This window comes from Kitasatospora sp. NPDC058046 (assembly GCF_042885595.1).
Classification (GTDB): Bacteria; Actinomycetota; Actinomycetes; order Streptomycetales; family Streptomycetaceae; genus Kitasatospora.
This window is the reverse complement of the sequence record NZ_JBHVRS010000022.1, coordinates 154780-175667: the sequence shown is the minus strand read 5'-3', so window position 1 is coordinate 175667 and position 20888 is coordinate 154780. Positions and strand designations below refer to the sequence as shown.

18 protein-coding genes are annotated in these 20888 nt (G+C 71.6%); 1 reads left to right on the top strand and 17 read right to left on the bottom strand.

What is annotated here, in order from left to right:
* Nucleotides 1-261: 261 nt before the first annotated feature.
* The 16 genes from nuoN to ACFVU7_RS34940 form a co-directional block, all read right to left on the bottom strand.
* Nucleotides 262-1899, bottom strand: a complete 1638-nt coding sequence (gene nuoN / locus ACFVU7_RS35015) for an NADH-quinone oxidoreductase subunit NuoN (protein WP_049652549.1) — start codon at nt 1897-1899, stop codon at nt 262-264.
* Complete coding sequence (locus ACFVU7_RS35010; RefSeq protein WP_388049264.1) at nt 1896-3515, bottom strand: NADH-quinone oxidoreductase subunit M; 1620 nt, start codon at nt 3513-3515, stop codon at nt 1896-1898. The genes nuoN and ACFVU7_RS35010 overlap by 4 nt, the downstream gene beginning before the upstream one ends.
* A gap of 34 nt (nt 3516-3549) precedes the next feature.
* Entirely contained in the window at nt 3550-5445 is a 1896-nt protein-coding gene (nuoL, locus tag ACFVU7_RS35005) for an NADH-quinone oxidoreductase subunit L (RefSeq protein WP_380741309.1), read from the bottom strand.
* 14 nt (nt 5446-5459) lie between these two features.
* Nucleotides 5460-5759, bottom strand: a complete 300-nt coding sequence (nuoK, locus tag ACFVU7_RS35000; protein ID WP_049652557.1) for an NADH-quinone oxidoreductase subunit NuoK — start codon at nt 5757-5759, stop codon at nt 5460-5462.
* Nucleotides 5756-6739, bottom strand: coding sequence for an NADH-quinone oxidoreductase subunit J (locus tag ACFVU7_RS34995; RefSeq protein ID WP_079272762.1), 984 nt, complete (start codon nt 6737-6739; stop codon nt 5756-5758). The genes nuoK and ACFVU7_RS34995 overlap by 4 nt, the downstream gene beginning before the upstream one ends.
* On the bottom strand, nt 6739-7347 hold the full coding sequence (gene nuoI, locus ACFVU7_RS34990) for an NADH-quinone oxidoreductase subunit NuoI (protein ID WP_117489179.1): 609 nt from the start codon (nt 7345-7347) through the stop codon (nt 6739-6741). Before nuoI ends, ACFVU7_RS34995 begins: the two co-directional genes overlap by 1 nt.
* Before the next feature lie 6 nt (nt 7348-7353).
* Nucleotides 7354-8709, bottom strand: a complete 1356-nt coding sequence (gene nuoH / locus ACFVU7_RS34985) for an NADH-quinone oxidoreductase subunit NuoH (protein WP_388049257.1) — start codon at nt 8707-8709, stop codon at nt 7354-7356.
* Entirely contained in the window at nt 8706-11273 is a 2568-nt protein-coding gene (locus tag ACFVU7_RS34980) for an NADH-quinone oxidoreductase subunit G (protein ID WP_388049254.1), read from the bottom strand. Before ACFVU7_RS34980 ends, nuoH begins: the two co-directional genes overlap by 4 nt.
* Nucleotides 11270-12631, bottom strand: a complete 1362-nt coding sequence (nuoF, locus tag ACFVU7_RS34975; RefSeq protein WP_049651165.1) for an NADH-quinone oxidoreductase subunit NuoF — start codon at nt 12629-12631, stop codon at nt 11270-11272. The genes ACFVU7_RS34980 and nuoF overlap by 4 nt, the downstream gene beginning before the upstream one ends.
* Nucleotides 12631-13491: an NADH-quinone oxidoreductase subunit NuoE gene (gene nuoE, locus ACFVU7_RS34970; RefSeq protein WP_049651166.1), complete on the bottom strand. Its 861-nt coding sequence runs from the start codon at nt 13489-13491 to the stop codon at nt 12631-12633. Before nuoE ends, nuoF begins: the two co-directional genes overlap by 1 nt.
* Complete coding sequence (locus ACFVU7_RS34965; RefSeq protein ID WP_049651167.1) at nt 13488-14828, bottom strand: NADH-quinone oxidoreductase subunit D; 1341 nt, start codon at nt 14826-14828, stop codon at nt 13488-13490. The genes nuoE and ACFVU7_RS34965 overlap by 4 nt, the downstream gene beginning before the upstream one ends.
* The gene (locus tag ACFVU7_RS34960; RefSeq protein WP_074005521.1) at nt 14828-15541 is read right to left on the bottom strand and encodes an NADH-quinone oxidoreductase subunit C; all 714 of its coding nucleotides are present in this window, start codon (nt 15539-15541) and stop codon (nt 14828-14830) included. The genes ACFVU7_RS34965 and ACFVU7_RS34960 overlap by 1 nt, the downstream gene beginning before the upstream one ends.
* Entirely contained in the window at nt 15538-16092 is a 555-nt protein-coding gene (locus ACFVU7_RS34955) for an NADH-quinone oxidoreductase subunit B family protein (protein ID WP_074005520.1), read from the bottom strand. The genes ACFVU7_RS34960 and ACFVU7_RS34955 overlap by 4 nt, the downstream gene beginning before the upstream one ends.
* Nucleotides 16093-16219: 127 nt before the next feature.
* Nucleotides 16220-16579 carry an NADH-quinone oxidoreductase subunit A gene (locus tag ACFVU7_RS34950; protein ID WP_030060100.1) on the bottom strand — a complete coding sequence of 120 codons (360 nt, stop codon included), beginning with the start codon at nt 16577-16579 and terminating at the stop codon, nt 16220-16222.
* A 535-nt stretch (nt 16580-17114) separates the two neighbouring features.
* A complete protein-coding gene (locus tag ACFVU7_RS34945; RefSeq protein WP_074005519.1) occupies nt 17115-17825 on the bottom strand; it encodes a response regulator transcription factor in 711 nt (236 codons plus the stop codon).
* Between the two features lie 44 nt (nt 17826-17869).
* The gene (locus ACFVU7_RS34940) at nt 17870-18949 is read right to left on the bottom strand and encodes a sensor histidine kinase (RefSeq protein ID WP_388049250.1); all 1080 of its coding nucleotides are present in this window, start codon (nt 18947-18949) and stop codon (nt 17870-17872) included.
* 197 nt (nt 18950-19146) lie between these two features.
* On the opposite strand from ACFVU7_RS34940, the gene ACFVU7_RS34935 reads away from it, so the two are divergent.
* Entirely contained in the window at nt 19147-19710 is a 564-nt protein-coding gene (locus tag ACFVU7_RS34935) for a hypothetical protein (RefSeq protein ID WP_388049247.1), read from the top strand.
* 13 nt (nt 19711-19723) lie between these two features.
* Here the strand turns inward: ACFVU7_RS34935 and ACFVU7_RS34930 are convergent, their stop codons facing one another.
* Nucleotides 19724-20740: a DMT family transporter gene (locus ACFVU7_RS34930; protein ID WP_380776159.1), complete on the bottom strand. Its 1017-nt coding sequence runs from the start codon at nt 20738-20740 to the stop codon at nt 19724-19726.
* Between the last annotated feature and the right edge of the window lie 148 nt (nt 20741-20888).

Sequence of the window (20888 nt, the reverse complement as noted above, 5' to 3'; positions counted from 1 at the left end):
CGCCGCTGGCCATACAGGCAGGGTATCCGGTCGCGAGTGGATCACTGCACGGGCGTGCGGATCCTGTCATGATCGGGCTTGATGCCCTGGTCAGGGCGGCTGCGCGGGCCGGACGGCGGTGGGGGGCGAATTCGGCTGGTAATAAAGGTGGGAGAGCCCCCGGAACTCCCCCGGCCCCGGCACCCGACACAGACCCGTCCGGGCCGCGCGGGCTGAGCGCGGCCCGGACGGGGCCCTGGTCGGAGGCGGTGGGCGTAAAGGTCAGCGCACGAACAGCGAGGCCTTGGAGGCGAGGTCGAGGAAGTACTGCGGCAGCAGTCCGAGACCCAGCGTGACCAGCACCCCCACCCCGATCGCGGTCGCCGTGAAGGCGCTCGGCACCGCCACCGTGGGGCCCCCCGGCTGGGGGTCCGAGAAGAACATCAGCACGATGACCCGGATGTAGAAGAACGCGGCCACCGCCGAGCTCAGCACACCGACCACCACCAGCGGGGTCGCCCCGCCGCTGGCCGCGGCCTGGAACACCGCGAACTTCCCGGTGAACCCGGAGGTCAGCGGAATCCCGGCGAAGGCCAGCAGGAACAGCGCGAACACCGCCGCCACCAGCGGCGAGCGCCGCCCGAGCCCGGCCCAGCTGGACAGGTGGGTCGCCTCGCCCTTGGAGTCGCGCACCAGCGTCACCACCGCGAACGCGCCGAGCGTCACGAAGGAGTACGCCAGCAGGTAGAACAGCACCGAGGAGATGCCCTGCTTGTTGACGGCGATCACGCCGGTCAGGATGAACCCCGCGTGCGCGATCGAGGAGTACGCCAGCAGGCGCTTGACGTCCTGCTGGGTCACCGCGAGCACCGCGCCCACCACCATGGTGAGGATCGCGACGCCCCACATCACCGGCCGCCAGTCCAGCCGCAGGCCCGGGAAGGCCACGTAGAACAGCCGCAGGAAGGCCCCGAAGGCCGCGACCTTGGTGGCCGCCGCCATGAAGCCGGTCACCGGGGTCGGCGCGCCCTGGTAGACGTCCGGGGTCCAGGAGTGGAAGGGCACCGCGGCGACCTTGAACAGCAGGCCGACCGCCAGCATCGCCAGGCCGGTCAGCACCAGCGCGTCGCTCTGGGTGGTGCTCAGCTGCGCGGGGGTGGTCATCGCCTTGCCGGAGATGACGTCCCCGATGTCGCCGAGCTTCACGCTGCCCGCGTAGCCGTACAGCAGCGCGGTGCCGAACAGGAAGAACGCCGAGGCGAAGGCGCCGAGCAGGAAGTACTTGACCGCCGCCTCCTGGGAGAGCAGCCGGCGGCGCCGGGCCAGCGCGCACAGCAGGTACAGCGGCAGCGAGAAGACCTCCAGCGCCACGAACATGGTCAGCAGGTCGTTGGCGGCGGGGAACAGCAGCATGCCGCCGACCGCGAACATGGTGAGCGGGAAGACCTCGCTGGTGGCGAAGCCGGCCCGGACCGCGGCCCGCTCCTGCTCGCCGCCGGGGGTCGCGGCGGCCTGGGCGGCGAAGGCGTCGGCAGGCAGACCGCCGGCCTTGGGCTCCAGCCTCCGCTCGGCGTAGGTGAGCACCGCGACCACGGAGGCCAGCAGGATCACGCCCTGGAGGAACAGCGCCGGGCCGTCCATCGCGACGGACTCCATGGCCAGCAGGTCGATCCGGGTGAAGCCGTGGCTCTGCACGGCCAGCACCACCACGGCGACGAAGGCGCCGACCAGCCCGGCCAGGGCGAGCGTCACCTGGGTCCAGTGCCGGTACCGGCGGGGCACGAAGGCCTCCACCAGGACGCCGGCCACGGCGGCCGCGAACACCACGAGCATCGGGGAGAGCTGGCCGTACTCGATGTGCGGCGCCGGGATGCTGGGGGTGTTGCCGCCGGCGGCGGCGAGCACTGCGGTGGCACTCACTTCTGCTCACCTCCTGAGGTGGCGGCGACCGGGTGGGCCGGCGCCGGGTCGGTCTGGTGGACCTGCGAGAGCGTCGCGTTCACCGAGGGGTTGACCAGGTCGGTGAGCGGCTTCGGGTAGACGCCGAGCAGGATGGTCAGCGCCACCAACGGGCCTACCACGGCGAGTTCGCGGGCCTTGAGGTCGGGCATCGTGCGCACCCCGTCCTTCACCGGGCCGGTCATGGTGCGCTGGTACAGCAGCAGGGCGTACAGCGCGGCCAGCACGATGCCGAAGGTGGCCACGATCCCGATCGCCGGGTAGCGGGTGAAGGTGCCCACCAGGACCAGGAACTCGCTGACGAACGGGGCCAGCCCGGGCAGCGACAGGGTGGCCAGGCTGCCGATCAGGAACGTCCCGGCCAGCACCGGGGCGACCTTCTGCACGCCGCCGTAGTCGGCGATCAGCCGCGAGCCGCGACGGGAGATCAGGAAGCCGGCCACCAGCATCCACGCCGCCGTGGACAGGCCGTGGTTCACCATGTAGAGGGTCGCGCCGCTCTGGCCCTGGCTGGTCAGGGCGAAGACGCCCATGATGATGAAGCCGAAGTGCGAGATCGAGGCGTACGCCACCAGCCGCTTGATGTCCTTCTGGCCGATCGCCAGCAGCGCGCCGTAGACGATCCCGATCAGCGCCAGGACCAGGATCGCCGGGGCGAAGGTCTTCGAGGCGTTCGGGAACAGCCCGAGGCAGAAGCGCAGCATCGCGAAGGTGCCGACCTTGTCCACCACCGCGGTGATCAGCACCGCGGTGCCGGCGGTGGACTCGCCCATCGCGTTCGGCAGCCAGGTGTGCAGCGGCCAGAGCGGGGCCTTCACCGCGAAGGCGAAGAAGAAGCCCAGGAACAGCGCCTTCTCGGCGGTGCCGGTCAGCTGGAGCCGGCCGTCGGCGATCGCCGAGGTCAGCGTCGGCAGGTCGAAGGTGCCGAAGCCCTGGTCCTGCGCCGTCACGTACAGGCCGATCACGGCGGCCAGCATCACCAGGCCGCCGAGCAGGTTGTAGAGCAGGAACTTCACGGCCGCGTAGGAGCGCTGACGCGCCGACTCGGGGCCGCCCGCCCGGTCGCCGAAGCCGCCGATCAGGAAGTACATCGGGATCAGCATGGCTTCGAAGAACACGTAGAACACGAAGACGTCGGTGGCGTAGAAGGAGACGACCACCATCGCCTCCACCGCCAGGATCAGGGCGAAGAAGGCCTGGGTGCGGCGCTTGTTCTCGAAGGTGCCGTCCGGCCCGGCCAGCGCCGGGTCGGCGTCGTGCCAGGAGGCGAGGATCACCAGCGGCACGAGCACGGCGGTGAGCAGGGCGAGCACCGCGCCGATGCCGTCCACGCCGAGCGAGAAGGTGATGCCGAAGGAGCGGATCCAGCTGTACGACTCGTTCAGCTGGAAGCGGGCGCCGTGCGGGTCGAACCGGGCCGCCACCACGGCGGCCAGCACCAGGGTGACGGCCGAGGCGCCCAGCGCGACGGCCTTGGTGGTCCTGCGCCGGCTCTCGGAGGACCCGGCGGGCAGCGCGGCCGTCAGCACCGCGCCGACCGCCGGGACGGCGCAGGTGGCGGTCAACAAAACACTCATGGCCTGGCCCCCCAACGGATATCAGGACGAGTCATCACGTGGACCTCATCAGGAGAGTCATGGCGACCAGCACCAGCGTGCCGCCGAACATGGAGAGCGCGTACGAGCGGACGTAGCCGTTCTGGACCCGCCGCAGCCGGCCGGAGAGCCCGCCGATCCCGGCGGCCAGGCCGTTGACCACGCCGTCCAGGCCGCGGCTGTCGAAGAAGACCAGCGCCGCGGCGAGCGCCGAGCCCGGCCGCACCAGCACCGCGTGGTTGAAGTCGTCCTGCAGCAGGTCGCGGCGGGCGGCCCGGGTGAGCGGGGAGCCGACCGGCGGCACCACCGGGACCGGCGAGCGCCCGTACACCAGGTACGCCAGGCCGACGCCGGCCAGCATGCAGGCCGTGGTCAGCAGGGTGACGGTCAGCGGGGCGAGCGGGGAGTTGCCCTCCTCGTGCCCGGTGACCGGCTCCAGCCACTTCAGGAAGGAGTCGTTGAAGGCGAACAGTCCGCCCGCGAAGACCGAGCCGAAGGCCAGCAGGACCATCGGGACGGTCATCGTCCGCGGCGACTCGTGCGGGTGCGGGGCGTTGCCCTCCGCGTCCGGCTGCCAGCGCTTCTCGCCGAAGAAGGTCAGCACCATGACCCTGGTCATGTAGAACGCGGTGACCGCCGCGCCGACCAGCGCGCACCCCCCGAGGATCCAGCCCTCGGTGCCGCCCTTGGCGAAGGCCGCCTCGATGATCTTGTCCTTGGAGAAGAAGCCGGACAGGCCCGGGAAGCCGATGATCGCCAGGTAGCCGAGGCCGAAGGTGACGAAGGTGACCGGCATGTACTTCCGCAGGCCGCCGTAGTGACGCATGTTCACCTCGTCGTTCATGCCGTGCATGACCGACCCGGCGCCGAGGAACAGCCCGGCCTTGAAGAAGCCGTGGGTCACCAGGTGCATGATCGCGAAGGCGTAGCCGATCGGGCCGAGCCCGGCCGCCAGCACCATGTAGCCGATCTGCGACATCGTCGAGCCGGCCAGCGCCTTCTTGATGTCGTCCTTGGCGCAACCGACGATCGCACCGAACAGCAGCGTGACCGCGCCGACCACCACCACGGCGGTCTGCGCGTCCGGCGCCAGGTCGAAGACCGCCGAGGAGCGGGTGATCAGGTAGACGCCCGCGGTCACCATGGTGGCCGCGTGGATCAGCGCCGACACCGGGGTCGGGCCCTCCATCGCGTCCCCGAGCCAGGACTGCAGCGGCACCTGCGCCGACTTGCCGCAGGCCGCCAGCAGCAGCATCAGGCCGATCGCCGTCAGCTTGCCCTCGCTCGCCTGGTGGGCACCGCCGAAGACCGGGTCGAAGGCGAAGGAGCCGAACTCGGCGAACATCAGCATGATCGCGATGGACAGGCCCATGTCGCCGACCCGGTTGACGATGAAGGCCTTCTTCGCCGCCGTCGCCGCACTCGGCTTGTGCTGCCAGAAGCCGATCAGGAGGTACGAGGCCAGGCCCACGCCCTCCCAGCCGAAGTACAGCAGCAGGTAGTTGTCCGCGACCACCAGCAGCAGCATGGCGGCCAGGAACAGGTTCAGGTACGCGAAGAAGCGGCGGCGGCGCTCGTCGTGCGCCATGTAGCCGACCGAGTAGAGGTGGATCAGCGTGCCGACACCGGTGATCAGCAGGACGAAGGTCATCGACAGCTGGTCGAGCCGGAAGGAGATATCGGCCTGGAAGCCGTTCACCGGGATCCAGCTGAACAGGTGCCGGGTGATCGCCCGGTGCTCGGCGTCACGGCCGAGCATGTCCGAGAACAGGGCCAGGCCGAAGCCGAACGAGAGCGCCGCGAGCGCGGTGGCCAGCCAGTGGCCGAAGCGGTCCAGCGCCCGGCCGCCGAGCAGCAGCAGGGCGGCGCCCGCCAGTGGAGCCGCCACCAGCAGCGGAATGAGAGATTTCACCGAGGGCCCTCCGCCTACAGCTTCATCAGGTTGCTGTCGTCGACCGAAGCGGAGTGCCTGGTCCGGAAGATGGAGACGATGATGGCGAGGCCGACCACGACCTCGGCCGCCGCGACCACCATCGTGAAGAACGCGATGATCTGGCCGTCCAAGGTCCCGTGCAGCCGGGAGAAGGTCACCAGGGCGAGGTTCGAGGCGTTCAGCATCAGCTCCACGCACATGAACAGCACGATCGCGTTGCGTCGGACCAGCACCCCGGCCGCTCCGATGGTGAACAACAGGGCCGACAGGTAGAGGTAGTTGACCGGGTTCACTCCGCGCCCTCCTCGTCGGCCGGGTGCTTCACGTTGTTCGCCGGCACCGGCCCGCCGTTCGCCGGCCCGTTCGCCGACCCCTTCGCCGTCACCGCCCCGCCGTTCGCCGGCAGCGGAGCGCCGTTGGCCGGCACCGGCTCCAGCGACTTGCGCGGGGCCTTCACGGCCGGCCGCTCCGAGGACGGACGGCCCAGCCAGTCCGCCGTGCTGTTCTCCAGCTCCGCCATCCGCCGCAGCATCGCCTGGCTGACGTCCCGGACCTGGCCGCGCTCGCGCAGCGTCGCCATCACCGAGTCCTCGGCGATCGTGCCGTCCGGCAGCAGCCCCGGCACGTCCACCGCGTTGTGCCGGGCGTACACGCCCGGCGCCGGCAGCGGCGGCAGCTGGATGTTGTCCACGACCCGCTGCGCCGCCAGCTCGCGCTGCGTCTTCGGCGCCTTCACGTGCTCCCGGTGGGTCAGCACCATCGCGCCGATCGCCGCGGTGATCAGCAGCGCGCCGGTGACCTCGAAGGCCCACACGTAGCGGGTGAAGATCAGCCGGGCCAGGCCCGGCACGTTGCCCTCGGCGTTCGCCTCGGACAGCCCGGTGAAGTGGTCCAGCTTCGCGTTGGCGATCCCGGCGATCAGCAGCACGCCGAAGCCCAGCCCGCACAGCGCCGCGGCGAACCGCTGGCCCTTCAGCTGCTCCTTCAGCGAGTCCTCGCCGGTGACGCCGACCAGCATCACCACGAACAGGAACAGCATCATGATCGCGCCGGTGTAGACCACGATCTGCACCACGCCCAGGAACACCGCACCCTGGGCCATGTAACAGACCGCCAGCGCCATCATGGTGGCCGCCAGGCAGAGCGCGCTGTGCACGGCCTTGCGCATCAGCACCATGCCGAGCGCACCGCCGACCGCGATCACCGCGAGCACCCAGAACTGGACGGCCTCGCCCGTCGAGGTCGTCCCGGTCGCCTCCGCCAGCCGCGCGATCACTGCTGCACCTCCTTGTCCCGCTCGGTGCGCTCCTGCTGGACCGTCCCCGGCGCCGCCGAGGTGACCTCGCCCCGGTAGTACGCGCCCTCGTCGGTGCCCGGGAAGATCGCGTGCGGGGTGTCGACCATGCCCTCGGACAGGCCCACCAGCAGCTGCTCCTTGGTGAAGATGAGGTCCCGTCGGGAGGAGTCGGCCAGCTCGTACTCGTTGGTCATGGTCAGCGCCCTGGTCGGGCAGGCCTCGATGCACAGCCCGCACAGGATGCAGCGGGCGTAGTTGATCTGGTACACCGCGCCGTAGCGCTCACCCGGGGAGTAGCGCTCCTCGTCCTGGTTGTCCGCGCCCTCCACGTAGATCGCGTCGGCCGGGCAGGCCCACGCGCACAGCTCGCAGCCGACGCACTTCTCCAGGCCGTCCGGGTGCCGGTTCAGCTGGTGGCGGCCGTGGAAGCGCGGAGCGGTGGGCTTCTTCTGCTCCGGGTACTGCTCGGTGAGCCGCTTCTTGAACATGGCCTTGAAGGTCACGCCGAAGCCGGCGGCCGGGCCGAGGATCGACGGACGGTCGCCCCGTTCGGCGTGGCCCGTTCGATCGGACTGGTCGGACATCTCGGTTCAGCTCCCTTCGGAATGGTCGGCCCCGTTGAGGGCGTCCTGGAGTTGCTTCGGGGCACGGCTGCGGCGGCGCGGCACCGGCGGGAGCACCTGGCCGGGCAGCGGCGGGACGGGGTAGCCGCCCGCCATCGGGTCGAACTCCCCCCCGTCCTTCGACCGGGCCGGGCCCGCACCGGGCGGGGCCTCCCCCGGCTCCGGCTGCTTCCTCAGGAAGTCCCGCAGCAGCGCCAGCAGCAGCACCGCCCCGACCGGGGCGCCCACGTACAGCACCACCTGGCCGAAGCCGTAGCCCTCGTTGCGCAGCGCCCGCACGCTCGCGATCAGCACCAGCCACACCAGCGAGACCGGGATCAGCACCTTCCAGCCCAGCTTCATGAACTGGTCGTAGCGGAGCCGGGGCAGCGTGCCGCGCAGCCAGATGAAGAAGAACAGCAGCAGCTGGATCTTCAGCGTGATCCACAGCATCGGCCACCAGCCGTGGTTGGCGCCCTCCCAGAAGGTCGTCACCGGCCACGGGGCCCGCCAGCCGCCCAGGAAGAGGGTCGAGGCCACCGCCGAGACCGTCACCATGTTCACGTACTCGGCCAGCATGAACATCGCGAACTTCAGCGAGGAGTACTCGGTGTTGAAGCCGCCGACCAGTTCGCCCTCGGCCTCCGGCAGGTCGAACGGCGCCCGGTTGGTCTCGCCGACCATCGCGATGATGTAGACGATGAACGACACCGGCAGCAGCGCCGCGAACCAGGTCGGCTGCTGGTGCGCCACGATCTCCGAGGTCGACATCGAGCCCGAGTAGATGAACACCGCCGCGAAGGACAGGCCCATCGCGATCTCGTAGCTGATCATCTGCGCGGACGAGCGCAGCCCGCCCAGCAGCGGGTACGTCGAACCCGAGGACCAGCCGGCCAGCACGATGCCGTAGATGCCCACCGAGGCCGTCGCCAGGACGTACAGCAGCGCGACCGGGAAGTCCGTCAGCTGGAGCGGCGTACGGGTGCCGAAGATCGACACCTCGTTGCCGGCCGGACCGAACGGGATCACCGCGAAGGCCATGAACGCGGGGATGGCGCAGACGATCGGGGCCAGGATGTAGACCACCTTGTCCGAGCCCTTGACCACCAGGTCTTCCTTCAGCGCCAGCTTCACGCCGTCCGCCAGCGACTGCAGCAGGCCCCACGGGCCGTGCCGGTTGGGCCCGATGCGCAGCTGCATCCAGGCCACCACCTTGCGCTCCCAGACGATCGCGATCAGCACCGTCAGGACCAGGAAGGCGAAGCAGAACACCGCCTTCAGCAGCACCAGCCACCACGGGTCCTGCCCGAAGAAGTGGAGCGTCTCGTACGGCTGCGACGTCATCGGTCCTCCCCTGTGCCGTCGTCGGCGGTCTCGTCCGCGGCCCCGGGTTCGGAGCCGGCCCCGGGTGCGGGTCCGACTTCGGGTCCGACTTCGGGCTCGGGTTCGGGCTCGGGTTCCGACTCGGCCGCGGCGATCGTGACCAGGTGGCCGACGGTGGTGCCGAGCGCGCGGTGGGCACCGCCCGGCGTGGAGTCCAGCGGGACCCAGACCGTGCGGTCCGGGATCGAGTCGGTGACCTCCAGCGGCAGGGTCAGCGATCCGGCCGGACCGGTCAGCCGCAGCTCCTCGGCCGCCTCGGCGCCGATCTCCTTGGCCGTCTCCGCCGAGATCCGGGCCACCGCCCGGTGCCGGGTGCCCGCCAGGTGCGGGTCCCCCTGCTGCAGCACGCCGTTGTCCAGCAGCAGGCGCCAACCCGCCAGCACCGCCTGGCCGGTGGCCGGTCGGGGCAGCAGGCCCGGGTGCGCCGCCGGGTCGGCCGTGCGGTCGCCCTCCCAGGGGGCGAAGCGGTCCAGCTCCAGCCGGGCCGCCCGGACGTCCGGCAGGCCCAGCCGGTGGCCCAGCGCGTCGGCCAGCATGCCCAGCACCCGCAGGTCCGGCTGGAGGTGGCGGCCCATCTGCTGGTCCGGCTTGAGCGCCGACTCGAACATCCGCACCCGGCCCTCCCAGTCCAGGAAGGTGCCGGCCTTCTCCGCCACCGCCGCCACCGGCAGCACCACGTCGGCCCGCGCCGTCACCGCCGAGGGCCGCAGCTCCAGCGACACCAGGAACGGCACCGCCGCCAGCGCCTCGTCCGCCAGCGCCGGATCCGGCAGGTCGTCCGGGTCCACGCCGCCGACCAGCAGCGCGTCCAACTCGCCCGCCACGGCCGCCGCCAGGATCCCGTCGGTGTCCCGGCCCGGCCGGGACGGCGGCTCGGCGCCGCCCCACACCGCGGCCGCCTCCGCCCGGGCCGCCGGAACGGCCACCGGACGCCCGCCGGGCAGCAGGCCCGGCAGCACGCCCGCCTCGACGGCCCCGCGCTCACCGGCCCGGCGCGGCACCCAGGCGAGCCTCGCACCCGTCGCGTGCGCCAGCCGCAGCACCGCCGTCAGCCCGCCCGGGACGGCGGCCAGCCGCTCGCCCGCCAGGATCACCGCGCCCGGGGTGCGCAGCAGTTCGGCCGCCCGGCCCGCATCGTCGTTCAGCGGCTCGTCCGCCGCCAGCGCCGCGAACCACTCCGGCTCGGTGCCGGGGGCGGCCGGCAGCAGCGCCCCGCGCAGCTTCGCCAGGCCCCGGGAGCCGAACGCGGCCACCGAGAACACCTTCAGGCCCGTCGCCCGGGTCGCCTTGCGCAGCCGCAGGAAGACGATCGGCGACTCCTCCTCCGGCTCGAAGCCCGCCAGCAGCACCGCCGGCGCCCGGTCGAGGTCCTCGTACGACACCCCGGTGCCGTCCACGTCGACGCCCCGCCCGGCCACCGCCGCGGCCAGGAAGTCCGCCTCCTCGCCGCTGTGCGGGCGAGCCCGGAAGTCCACGTCGTTGGTGCCCAGCACCACCCGCGCGAACTTCCCGTACGCGTAGGCGTCCTCGACCGTCACCCGGCCGCCGGCCAGCACCCCCGCCCGGACCCCGCGCAGCCCCTCGGCCGCCCGGGCCAGCGCCTCCGGCCAGGAGGCCGGCACCAGCTCGCCGTCCACCCGCACCAGCGGGGTGGTCAGCCGGTCGCGCTGCTGGGCGTAGCGGAAGGCGAAGCGGCCCTTGTCGCAGTTCCACTCCTCGTTCACCGCCGGGTCCTCGCCCGCCAGCCGGCGCAGCACCTTGCCGCGCCGGTGGTCGGTGCGCTGCGCGCAGCCCGAGGCGCAGTGCTCGCACACGCTCGGCGAGGAGACCAGGTCGAAGGGGCGCGAGCGGAACCGGTACGCCGCCGAGGTGAGCGCGCCCACCGGGCAGATCTGGATGGTGTTCCCGGAGAAGTAGGACTCGAAGTCGTCGCCCTCGCCGGTGCCGACCTGCTGCAGCGCCCCGCGCTCCACCAGGTCGATGAACGGGTCCCCGGCGATCTGCTGCGAGAAGCGGGTGCAGCGCGCGCACAGCACGCAGCGCTCGCGGTCCAGCAGCACCTGGCTGCTGATCGGCACCGGCTTCTCGTAGGTGCGCTTCATCCCCTCGAAGCGGGAGTCGGCGGCGCCGCTGCTCATCGCCTGGTTCTGCAGCGGGCACTCGCCGCCCTTGTCGCAGACCGGGCAGTCCAGCGGGTGGTTGATCAGCAGCAGCTCCATCACGCCGCGCTGGGCCTTCTCGGCCACCGGCGAGCTGAGCTGGGTGCGCACCACCATGCCCTCGGCCACCGGGATGGTGCAGGAGGCGACCGGCTTGCGCTGGCCCTCGACCTCGACGATGCACTGGCGGCAGGCGCCGGCCGGGTCGAGCAGCGGGTGGTCGCAGAAGCGCGGGATCTGGGTGCCGATGGTCTCGGCGGCCCTGATCACCAACGTTCCCTTGGGGACCCGCACTTCGACGCCGTCGATGGTGAGCGTGACCAGTTCGACCGCTGTCTCGGAGGCCGTTGGCTCTGTGATCGTCACGCGTGCACCTCCCTTTCGGTGGCGGACTGGTGGCCGGGGCGGGGGCCGTCGGCCCAGACGGTGGAGGCGGCCGGGTCGAACGGGCAGCGGCGCTCGGCCAGGTGCTGCTCGTACTCGGCCCGGAAGTGCTGGAGCGAGGAGACGATCGGACTGGCCGCGCCGTCGCCCAGGGCGCAGAAGGACTTGCCGTTGATGTTGTCGGCGATGTCGAGGAGCTTCTCCAGGTCCCCGTCGACGCCCTGGCCCGCCTCGATCCGCTTGAGCAGCTGGACCAGCCAGTAGGTGCCCTCGCGGCAGGGGGTGCACTTGCCGCAGGACTCGTGGGCGTAGAACTCCGTCCAGCGGGTGACGGCCCGCACCACGCAGGTCGTCTCGTCGAAGACCTGGAGCGCCTTGGTGCCGAGCATCGAGCCGGCCGCCCCGACGCCCTCGTAGTCCAGCGGGACGTCGAGGTGCTCGTCGGTGAACATCGGGGTGGAGGAGCCGCCCGGGGTCCAGAACTTCAGCCGGTGCCCGGCGCGGACGCCGCCGCTGAGGTCGAGCAGCTGGCGCAGCGTGACGCCGAGCGGGGCCTCGTACTGGCCGGGGTTGGTGACGTGGCCAGAGAGCGAGTAGAGCGTGAAGCCGGGGGACTTCTCGGTGCCCAGGGCCTTGAACCACTCCTTGCCGCGGGACAGGATCGGCGGCACCGAGGCGATCGACTCGACGTTGTTGACCACCGTCGGGCAGGCGTACAGGCCGGCGATGGCCGGGAACGGGGGCCGCAGCCTGGGCTGGCCGCGGCGGCCCTCCAGCGAGTCCAGCAGCGCCGTCTCCTCGCCGCAGATGTAGGCGCCGGCGCCGGCGTGCACGGTGATGTCCAGGTCGACGCCCGAGCCGAGGATGTTCCGGCCCAGCAGCCCCGCCCCGTACGCCTCGGCGACGGCCGCGTGCAGCCGGCGCAGCACCGGGACGACCTCGCCGCGCAGGTAGATGAAGGCGTGGTCGCAGCGGATCGCGTAGGAGGCGATGATCATGCCCTCGATCAGCGCGTGCGGGTTGGCGAACAGCAGCGGGATGTCCTTGCAGGTGCCCGGTTCGGACTCGTCCGCGTTGACCACCAGGTAGTGCGGCTTGCCGTCGTTCTGCGGGATGAACTGCCACTTCATCCCGGTGGGGAAGCCGGCGCCGCCGCGGCCGCGCAGGCCGGAGTCCTTGACCAGGGCGATCACGTCGTCCGGCGGCATGGCGAGGGCCGCCTTGAGGCCCTCGTAGCCGTGGTGGCGGCGGTAGGTGTCGAGCGTCCAGGGACGGCTGTCGTCCCAGGAGTCGGACAGGACCGGGGTGAGCAGCTTCTCGGCCGGCTCGGCGGAGGTCATCACGCTTCGCTCCCTTCCTGGCCGTTGCCCGCCTGGGTGGTGCCCGCTTGGCCGTTGGCCGCCTGGCCGTTGCCTGCCTGGCCGTTGGCCTCGGGGCGGGGTGCGTCGGAGCGGGGTGCGTCGGAGCGCGGGGATTCGGGGCGCGGGGCGACCACCTTGGTGCCGGGGGTGCCGGGCAGCGCCTCGCCGCGGGCCAGCCGCAGGCCGGCCAGGGAGGGCGCGCCGCCGGCGCCGGACTCGTCGTTGGCCCCCGGGCGCTCGTCGGGGAAGCCGGCCAGGATCCGGGCGGTCTCCTTGAAGCCGCACAGCCGGGCACCGCGGGTGGGGCGGACCTCTCGGCCGGCCCGCAGGTCGTCGACCAACTGCCGGGCGCTGTCCGGGGTCTGGTTGTCGAAGAACTCCCAGTTGACCATCACCACGGGCGCGTAGTCGCAGGCCGCGTTGCACTCGATGTGCTCGATCGAGACCTCGCCGTCCTCGGTGGTCTCGTTGTTGCGGACGCCCAGGTGCTCCTGGAGTTCGGCGAAGATCTGGTCGCCGCCGAGCACCGCGCACAGGGTGTTGGTGCAGACCCCGACGTGGTACTTCCCGGCCGGGCGGCGCCGGTACATGGTGTAGAAGGTCGCGACCGCGGTGACCTCGGCGGTGGTGAGGTCCAGCTGTTCGGCGCAGAAGCGGATCCCGGTCGGGCTGACGAAGCCCTCCTCCGCCTGCACCAGGTGCAGCAGCGGCAGCAGCGCCGAGCGGGCCTGCGGGTAGCGGGCGATCAGCTCGGCGGCGTCGGCGGCCAGCCGGGCACGCACCTCCTCGGGGTACGGTGCGGCCGGCAGTGCCGGCAGTCCGAGTTCGACGTTGGTCACCGGTCCACGCCTCCCATCACCGGGTCGATCCCGGCCACCGCGACGATCACGTCGGCCACCTGGCCGCCCTCGCACATCGCCGCCATCGTCTGCAGATTGGTGAACGACGGGTCCCGGAAGTGGACCCGGTACGGACGCGTCCCGCCGTCGCTGACCACGTGCACGCCCAGCTCGCCCTTGGGCGACTCGACCGCCGCGTACGCCTGGCCGACCGGGACCCGGAAGCCCTCGGTGACCAGCTTGAAGTGGTGGATCAGGGCCTCCATCGAGGTGCCCATGATCTTGCGGATGTGGTCGAGGGAGTTGCCCATCCCGTCCGGGCCGACGGCCAGTTGGGCCGGCCAGGCGATCTTCTTGTCGGCCACCATGACCGGGCCGGGCCGCAGCCGGTCCAGGCACTGCTCGACGATCCGCAGCGACTGCTTCATCTCCTCCAGGCGGATCAGGAAGCGGCCGTAGGAGTCGGCGCTCTCCGCGATCGCGACCTCGAAGTCGTAGTCCTGGTAACCGCAGTACGGGTCGGTCTTGCGCAGGTCGTGCGGCAGGCCGGTGGCGCGCAGGATCGGGCCGGTGGCACCCAGGGCCAGGCAGCCGGGCAGGTCCAGGAAGCCGACGTCGACCAGGCGGGCCTTGAACACCGGGTTGCCGGTGGCGAGTTTGTCGTACTCGTGCATCCGGGAGCGGAAGACCTTGACCGCCTCGCGGATCTGGTCGACCGCGCCGGGCGGCAGGTCCTGGGCGAGGCCGCCGGGGCGCACGTACGCGTGGTTCATGCGCAGGCCGGTGACCAGCTCGAAGACGTCCAGGATCAGTTCGCGGTCCCGGAAGCCGTAGATCATCAGGGTGGTGGAGCCGATCTCCATGCCGCCGGTGGCCAGGCAGACCAGGTGCGAGGCGATCCGGTTGAGCTCCATCATCATCACCCGGATGACGTTGGCGCGGTCCGGGACGTCGCCGGTGATGCCGAGCAGCTTCTCGACCGCCAGGCAGTAGGCCGTCTCGTTGAACAGCGGGGTCAGGTAGTCCATGCGGGTCACGAAGGTGGTGCCCTGGACCCAGCTGCGGAACTCCATGTTCTTCTCGATGCCGGTGTGGAGGTAGCCGATGCCGCAGCGGGCCTCCTTCACCGTCTCGCCGTCGATCTCCAGGATCAGCCGCAGCACGCCGTGGGTGGACGGGTGCTGGGGGCCCATGTTGACGATGATGCGCTCGTCGTCGGCCCGGCCGACCGCCTCGACCACCTCGCCCCAGTCGCCGCCGGTGACGGTGAAGACCCGGCCCTCGGTGGTCTCGCGGGCGTCGGCTTCCTCGGTCTCTCCATAGTGCTGGGTGTTCATCAGCTGTACGACCTCCGCTGGTCGGGAGCCGGGATCTGGGCGCCCTTGTACTCGACGGGGATGCCGCCGAGCGGGTAGTCCTTGCGCTGCGGGTGGCCCAGCCAGTCGTCCGGCATCATGATCCGGGTGAGCGCCGGGTGGCCCTCGAAGACCAGGCCGAAGAAGTCGTAGGCCTCGCGCTCGTGCCAGTCGTTGGTCGGGTAGACGCTCACCACGGAGGGGACGCGCGGATCGGCGTCGGGCGCGGTGACCTCCAGCCGGATCAGCCGGCCGTGGGTGATCGAGCGCAGGTGGTAGACCGCGTGCAGCTCGCGGCCCTTGTCTCCGGGGTAGTGCACGCCGCTCACCCCCAGGCAGAGCTCGAAGCGCAGCGCCGGGTCGTCGCGCAGGATCCGGGCGGTCCTCAGCAGGTGGTCGCGCTCGATGTGGAAGGTGATCTCGCCGCGGTCGACCACCGTCCTCTCGATCACCTCGACCGGGTCCAGACCCTGCTCCTCCAGGGCGCCCTCCAGCTCGTCGGCGACCTCGTCGAACCAGCCGCCGTACGGGCGTTCACTCGGACCGGGCAGCACGATCGGGGCGGCCAGACCGCCGAAGCCGGAGGTGTCGCCACTGCCCTCGGCACCGAACATGCCCTGGCGGCGGCCGACCACCTCGACCGGGATCTCGCGAACCGGCTGCTCGCGGCGGGTCTCGGGTACCTGCTCGTTCATCGCAGCTGCCCCCGCATCTCGCTGATCGGGGTGGCCTTGAGGGCGAGCGCCTCGCCGAGCTCCTCGGCCCGGCGCCTGTTCACGCCCAGCGGCTCGTGCTGGATCTTGTCGTGCAGCTTCAGGATGGCGTCCATCAGCATCTCCGGACGGGGCGGACAGCCGGGCAGGTAGATGTCCACCGGGACGATGTGGTCGACGCCCTGGACGATCGCGTAGTTGTTGAACATCCCGCCGGACGAGGCGCAGACACCCATCGAGATGACCCACTTGGGGTTGGGCATCTGGTCGTACACCTGGCGCAGCACCGGGGCCATCTTCTGACTCACCCGGCCCGCCACGATCATCAGATCGGCCTGCCGGGGGGAGCCCCGGAAGACCTCCATGCCGAACCGGGCCAGGTCGTAGCGGCCCGCCCCGGTGGTCATCATCTCGATCGCGCAGCAGGCCAGACCGAAGGTGGCCGGGAAGAGTGACGCCTTGCGCACCCAGCCGGCGGCCGTCTCCACGGTCGTGAGCAGAAAGCCGCTCGGCAGCTTCTCCTCGATTCCCATCAGATCCCTCTCAATGCCCTCAAGTCCTCTGATACGTGGGCCGGTTCTGGCTTGTCCGCTCGTTCACAAGCGGGTGCTCAGCCGGCGGACGGGTGGGCCACCACCCCGCACTCTGACCACCCCGCGCTCAGTCCCACTCCAGACCGCCGCGCCGCCACACGTAGGCGTACGCGACGAAGACGGTGGCGATGAACAGGAGCATCTCGACCAGCCCGAAGATCCCCAGGGCGTCGAAGGTCACCGCCCAGGGGTAGAGGAAGACGATCTCGATGTCGAAGACGATGAAGAGCATCGCCGTCAGGTAGTACTTGATCGGGAACCGACCGCCGCCCACGGGCTGCGGGGTCGGCTCGATGCCGCACTCGTACGCCTCCAACTTGGCCCGGTTGTAGCGCTTGGGGCCGGTGAGTGAGGCCATCACGACGGAGCCGACCGCGAACGCCGCCGCGATGGCACCGAGTACGAGGATCGGCGCGTAGGCATTCATAGCCCCCGCTCCCTCCGTCCAGTCGTCCTTGACTGCAGATCGGAACCGGCAGGTCACACTGAGGTGAACCCGCGTTCCGGTTCCCGAGATCCACCTCATGTGAGGCAGTTCACAAAGCCTGGAACGAGCGCATCTTATGCCCGTCGGCTTGTGATCTGCGACACGCAGTTCAACGCCATCTTTGTGATCTACGACACCCTGTAAATGGGGTCGAATGTGAGCATGCCCAGATTTGTCGACGCAAAGCAGTCAAACGATCACAAGCGGTCGCATTTACTTGTGAAGTGGCAGGTCAGGGGCGTGTTTCTATATCAACTATGCGTCGTAGGGAGCAAATTTTCAGACGTCATGTTGACGTGTTATAGCGGCTCACTCGCAGGGGTGGCGGGGCCCGAACGCTCGCTTGACCCTTCGTTCACAAGCGCGCGAGCCTGCCGTCGGGCGGGGTTCCCTTCCCCCTCTCCCGCGCGCCCGCCACCCCGCTCCGGCGGTGCCCGCCGGGGCCGCGGGCCCTCGTGCTCCGGGACGGGGCCCGCTACTGGCGGCCGGCCGTCTGCTCCCAGACCCAGGCCGCGATGCCCACCCGGTTGCGGGCGCCGATCTTGCGCTGGACGTTGGCGAGGTGGTTCTTCACCGTCCCCGGTGAGATGAACAGCCCTGCGCCGATCTCGGCGTTGGTCGCACCGTCTGCCACCAGCTCGGCGATCTCCCTTTCTCTCGTGGTCAGTTCCTCCGTCGGCCCGGCTGTCGGCTGCGGAACCGCCGCGGCCGCCTTCACGCCCGGCCCCGACTTCAGCGCCGGCTTCGACTCCGCGCCCGGGAGTGCCATGTGCCGCAGCAGCCGGACGGTGACCTGCGGGCTGATCAACGCGTCCCCGGCCATCGCCGCCCGGACCGCCTCGATCAGCAGCACCGGCCCCGAGCGCTTCAGCAGGAACCCGGCCGCTCCGTGCCGCAGCGCCGTGTGCACGTACTCGTCCAGGTCGAAGGTGGTCACCACGATCACCTTGCACTGGTCGGCCAACTGGCGTGTCACCTCCAGGCCGTCGAGCTTCGGCATCCGGATGTCCGCGAGCACCACGTCCGGCCGCAGCCTCCGTGCCTCCGCCACCGCCGCGGCGCCGTCCGCCGCCTCCGCGACCACCACCATGTCCGGCTGGACGTCCAGGATCATCCGGAACGCGCTGCGGACGTCCGCCTGGTCGTCCGCGATCAGGATCCGAACCGGCCCTGTGCCACTGCCCATGTCCCGCACCTCTCCCCGTTGCCGACCTTCGTCGGCTCCTACGATCACGCCGGCCCCGTGCCGGCCTCCTCCAGCGGCAGCACCGCCGTCACTCGCCAGGCCTCCCGCTCGTACGGGCCGGCTTCCAACGAACCGCCGAGGGCCTCCACCCGGGCCGCCAACCCCGGCAGTCCGCTGCCGCCGCCCCGGCGCGGCCGCCCCGCCGGGCCCGGTGTCCGACCGTCGTTGGTCACGGTCAGCTCCAGCCGTCCACCGCTGCGGCGGGCCCGGATCTCGACCGCCCGCGCGGCCGGAGCGTGCCGCCGGACATTGGTCAGGGACTCGACCACGATCCGGTGGACGGTGCCCTCCACCTCGCGCGGCACCGGCTCCTCCGGCAGCTCCAGGCGGACGTTCACGCCGCCCGTCGCGGTGAACCGCTCGGCCACCTCGGCGAGTTCGGCGAGTCCGGGCTGCGGACCGCGGCCGCCCTGCTCCTCGCTGCGCAGCAGCTGTACCGTCCGGTCCAGCGAGGCCAGCGCCCGCTGCCCGGCCTGCTCTATTCGCTGGAACATCTCGGCCGCGCCGGCCGGATCGATCCCCGCCAAATAGGCCCCCGCCTGGGCCTGGGCGACCATGCCGCTGACATCATGCGCCACGAAGTCGTGCAGGTCGTGGGCCAGTTCGAGCCGCTGCGCCCGTCTGGCCTCGGCCACCGCCTCGCGGCGCCCCTCGTCCAGGCCCCGCAGGTAGAGCCCGACCAGGACGGCCGGCAGGGAGAGCATCGATCCGAACCCGAAGAGCGTGAGCGTGTCCGCGGGCCCCTCGACGAACGCGAACCGGGACGGCCAGAGGGCGACCGCTCCGCAGGCCGTCCAGGCCGCCGCCGCGCACCGCGGGCCGTCCTCGGCGCGCAGGCTGACGACCACCGACAGCAGCAGGACGGCCAGCTCGACCAGGCCCGCCAGCCCGGCCCACCGCTGCCCCTCCGCCCAGCGGCCGAGGAGCCAGACGGCGACCGTGACCACGACCGACGCCGCCCCGAGCGCCATGGTCACGGCCGCCGCCCCGTACCGCCCCCGCGCCACCCAGGCCGGCGGCACCAGGACCAGGACGATCCCGGACAGGATCTGAGTCATCGTCATCACCCCTTCTCGACCCTTCGACTGCCGTCACACTACGACGCCGCCCGGGCGGCGCGCCTGTGCCGATCGGCATATTTCAAAGGCCGGTTGAGCAGGAGGAACAGCCCGATCGGCATCTGCCGTGAACCCCTGGCGGGCCTCCAGTCTTGAGTCATCGCACCGGCCACGGAGGCTGGAGCCGAAGGGAGTCCACCACCATGTCGAAGCTCGTGATCACCGCCCACCGGGCCGCGGCGGCGGCCCCGAACGTCCCGCCCGCCCCGCGCTGGGCCCGGCTCGCCGCCGGGGCCGCCGTCCTCAGCACCATCCCCTCGGGGCTGTGGCGGATCGCCTTCGGCTTCGGCGTCCCGGTCGGCTTCTCCGGCGCGACGGCCGCGGCGTACGGCGCGCACCAGCCGGGCTGGGGCACGGTCTACTGCGTGGCGCTGAGCGCCTTGGCGGAGGCGCTGGCCTTCCTGACCCTGGGCCTGGTCCGGCCCTGGGGGCTGGTGGCGCCCCGGTGGATCCCCCTGATAGGCGGCCGTCGGGTCCGGCCGCTCGCCGCGATCGTCCCGGCGCTGCTGGGCTCGGCGGTCCTCACCTACGTCGGCACGGCCGCACTGCTCGGCGGCTGGGCGCACAACCTGGCCGAGCCGGATTCCCCGCACGGCTTCGCCGCCGTGGTGATGACGCTCGCCTACCTGCCCCTGGTCGCCTGGGGCCCGCTGCTCGGCGCGGTCGCCCTCGACTACGCCCGCCGGACGCTGCGGCGGCGCCGGTGACGAGGACGGCGGGTCACACCGGAGCCGGCTCCGCGCCCGGCCCCACCACGTCGGTCCCGCTCTCGCACTCGCCCCCGGCCGGGCGCGGTGCCGGGGCGGGGGCGACAGCCGGGGCGGGGGCGGGTACGGGGGCGGTGCGCCGGCCCCACTCGGTCGCGACCAACACCAGGGCTCCGCCGAGCAGGGCGAGCGGGCCCATGCGATTCCCGGCCACGGTGATGCCGAAGACGGCGGCCCAGAGCGGCTCGGTCCCGAGCAGCAGGCTCACCCGCGAGGGCGAAGTGGCCCGCACGGCCCACATCTGGACGAAGAAGGCGAACAGGGTGCAGAACAAGGACAGGTGCAGCAGCCAGCCCCACTGGCCGGCCCCGTACGAACGCGCGACCGTCCACGGCGCGGGTCCGACCAGGAACGCGACGGCGGCGAACACGCCGGTGGCCACCGCGAGTTGGACCCAGGTGACGGCGAGCACGTCGGTGTCGCGGACGGCCCGGGTGCGGGCCATCGCGAGGACGTACGCCGAGCGGACGAGGGCGGCGCCCAGCACCAGCAGGTCACCGAGTGCCGGAGGGCGCAGCCCGCCGTCCCCGGTGAGCAGGGCGACGCCGAGGACGGCCAGCCCGGCGGCGGCGAGGAAGGCCTTCGGCGGCGCGGTCCGGGCGAGGGCGCTCTCGCCGAGCGGCGTGAGCACCATCGCGAGGCTGATGATCAGCCCGGCATTGGTCGCGGAGGTGTGCACGGCTCCGTAGGTCTCCAGCAGGAAGATCCCGCTGAGCACCAGCCCCAGCGCGGCGCCGCCGAGCCACTCGGCGCGGCTCAGCCTCCGCAGGGCACGCCAGGCGACCAGCCCGAGCAGCGGCAGCACCAGGCCGAACCGCAGCACCAGCATCGCCACGACCGTCCCGGGCTCGGCCACCCGCTGGACGGCGAGGAAGCTCGATCCCCACACCACGGCCACGAGCAGGACCGGAAGATCGCGAAGGACCGACGAGGACGAACCCTCGGACGGGTCGGACAAGGAGGCTGGCATGCGAAAGATCCCTCCGAACGAACGGAACCGGCGGGCGCGAGTACCGTACGGCGTCGGACGGACCCAGGAGCCGGGCGGAAGGCCCGGCAGTGGACGGGGCGGTGCGCGGAGCAAGGGGGCGCCATCTTCGCGCACCGGGCCCCCGATG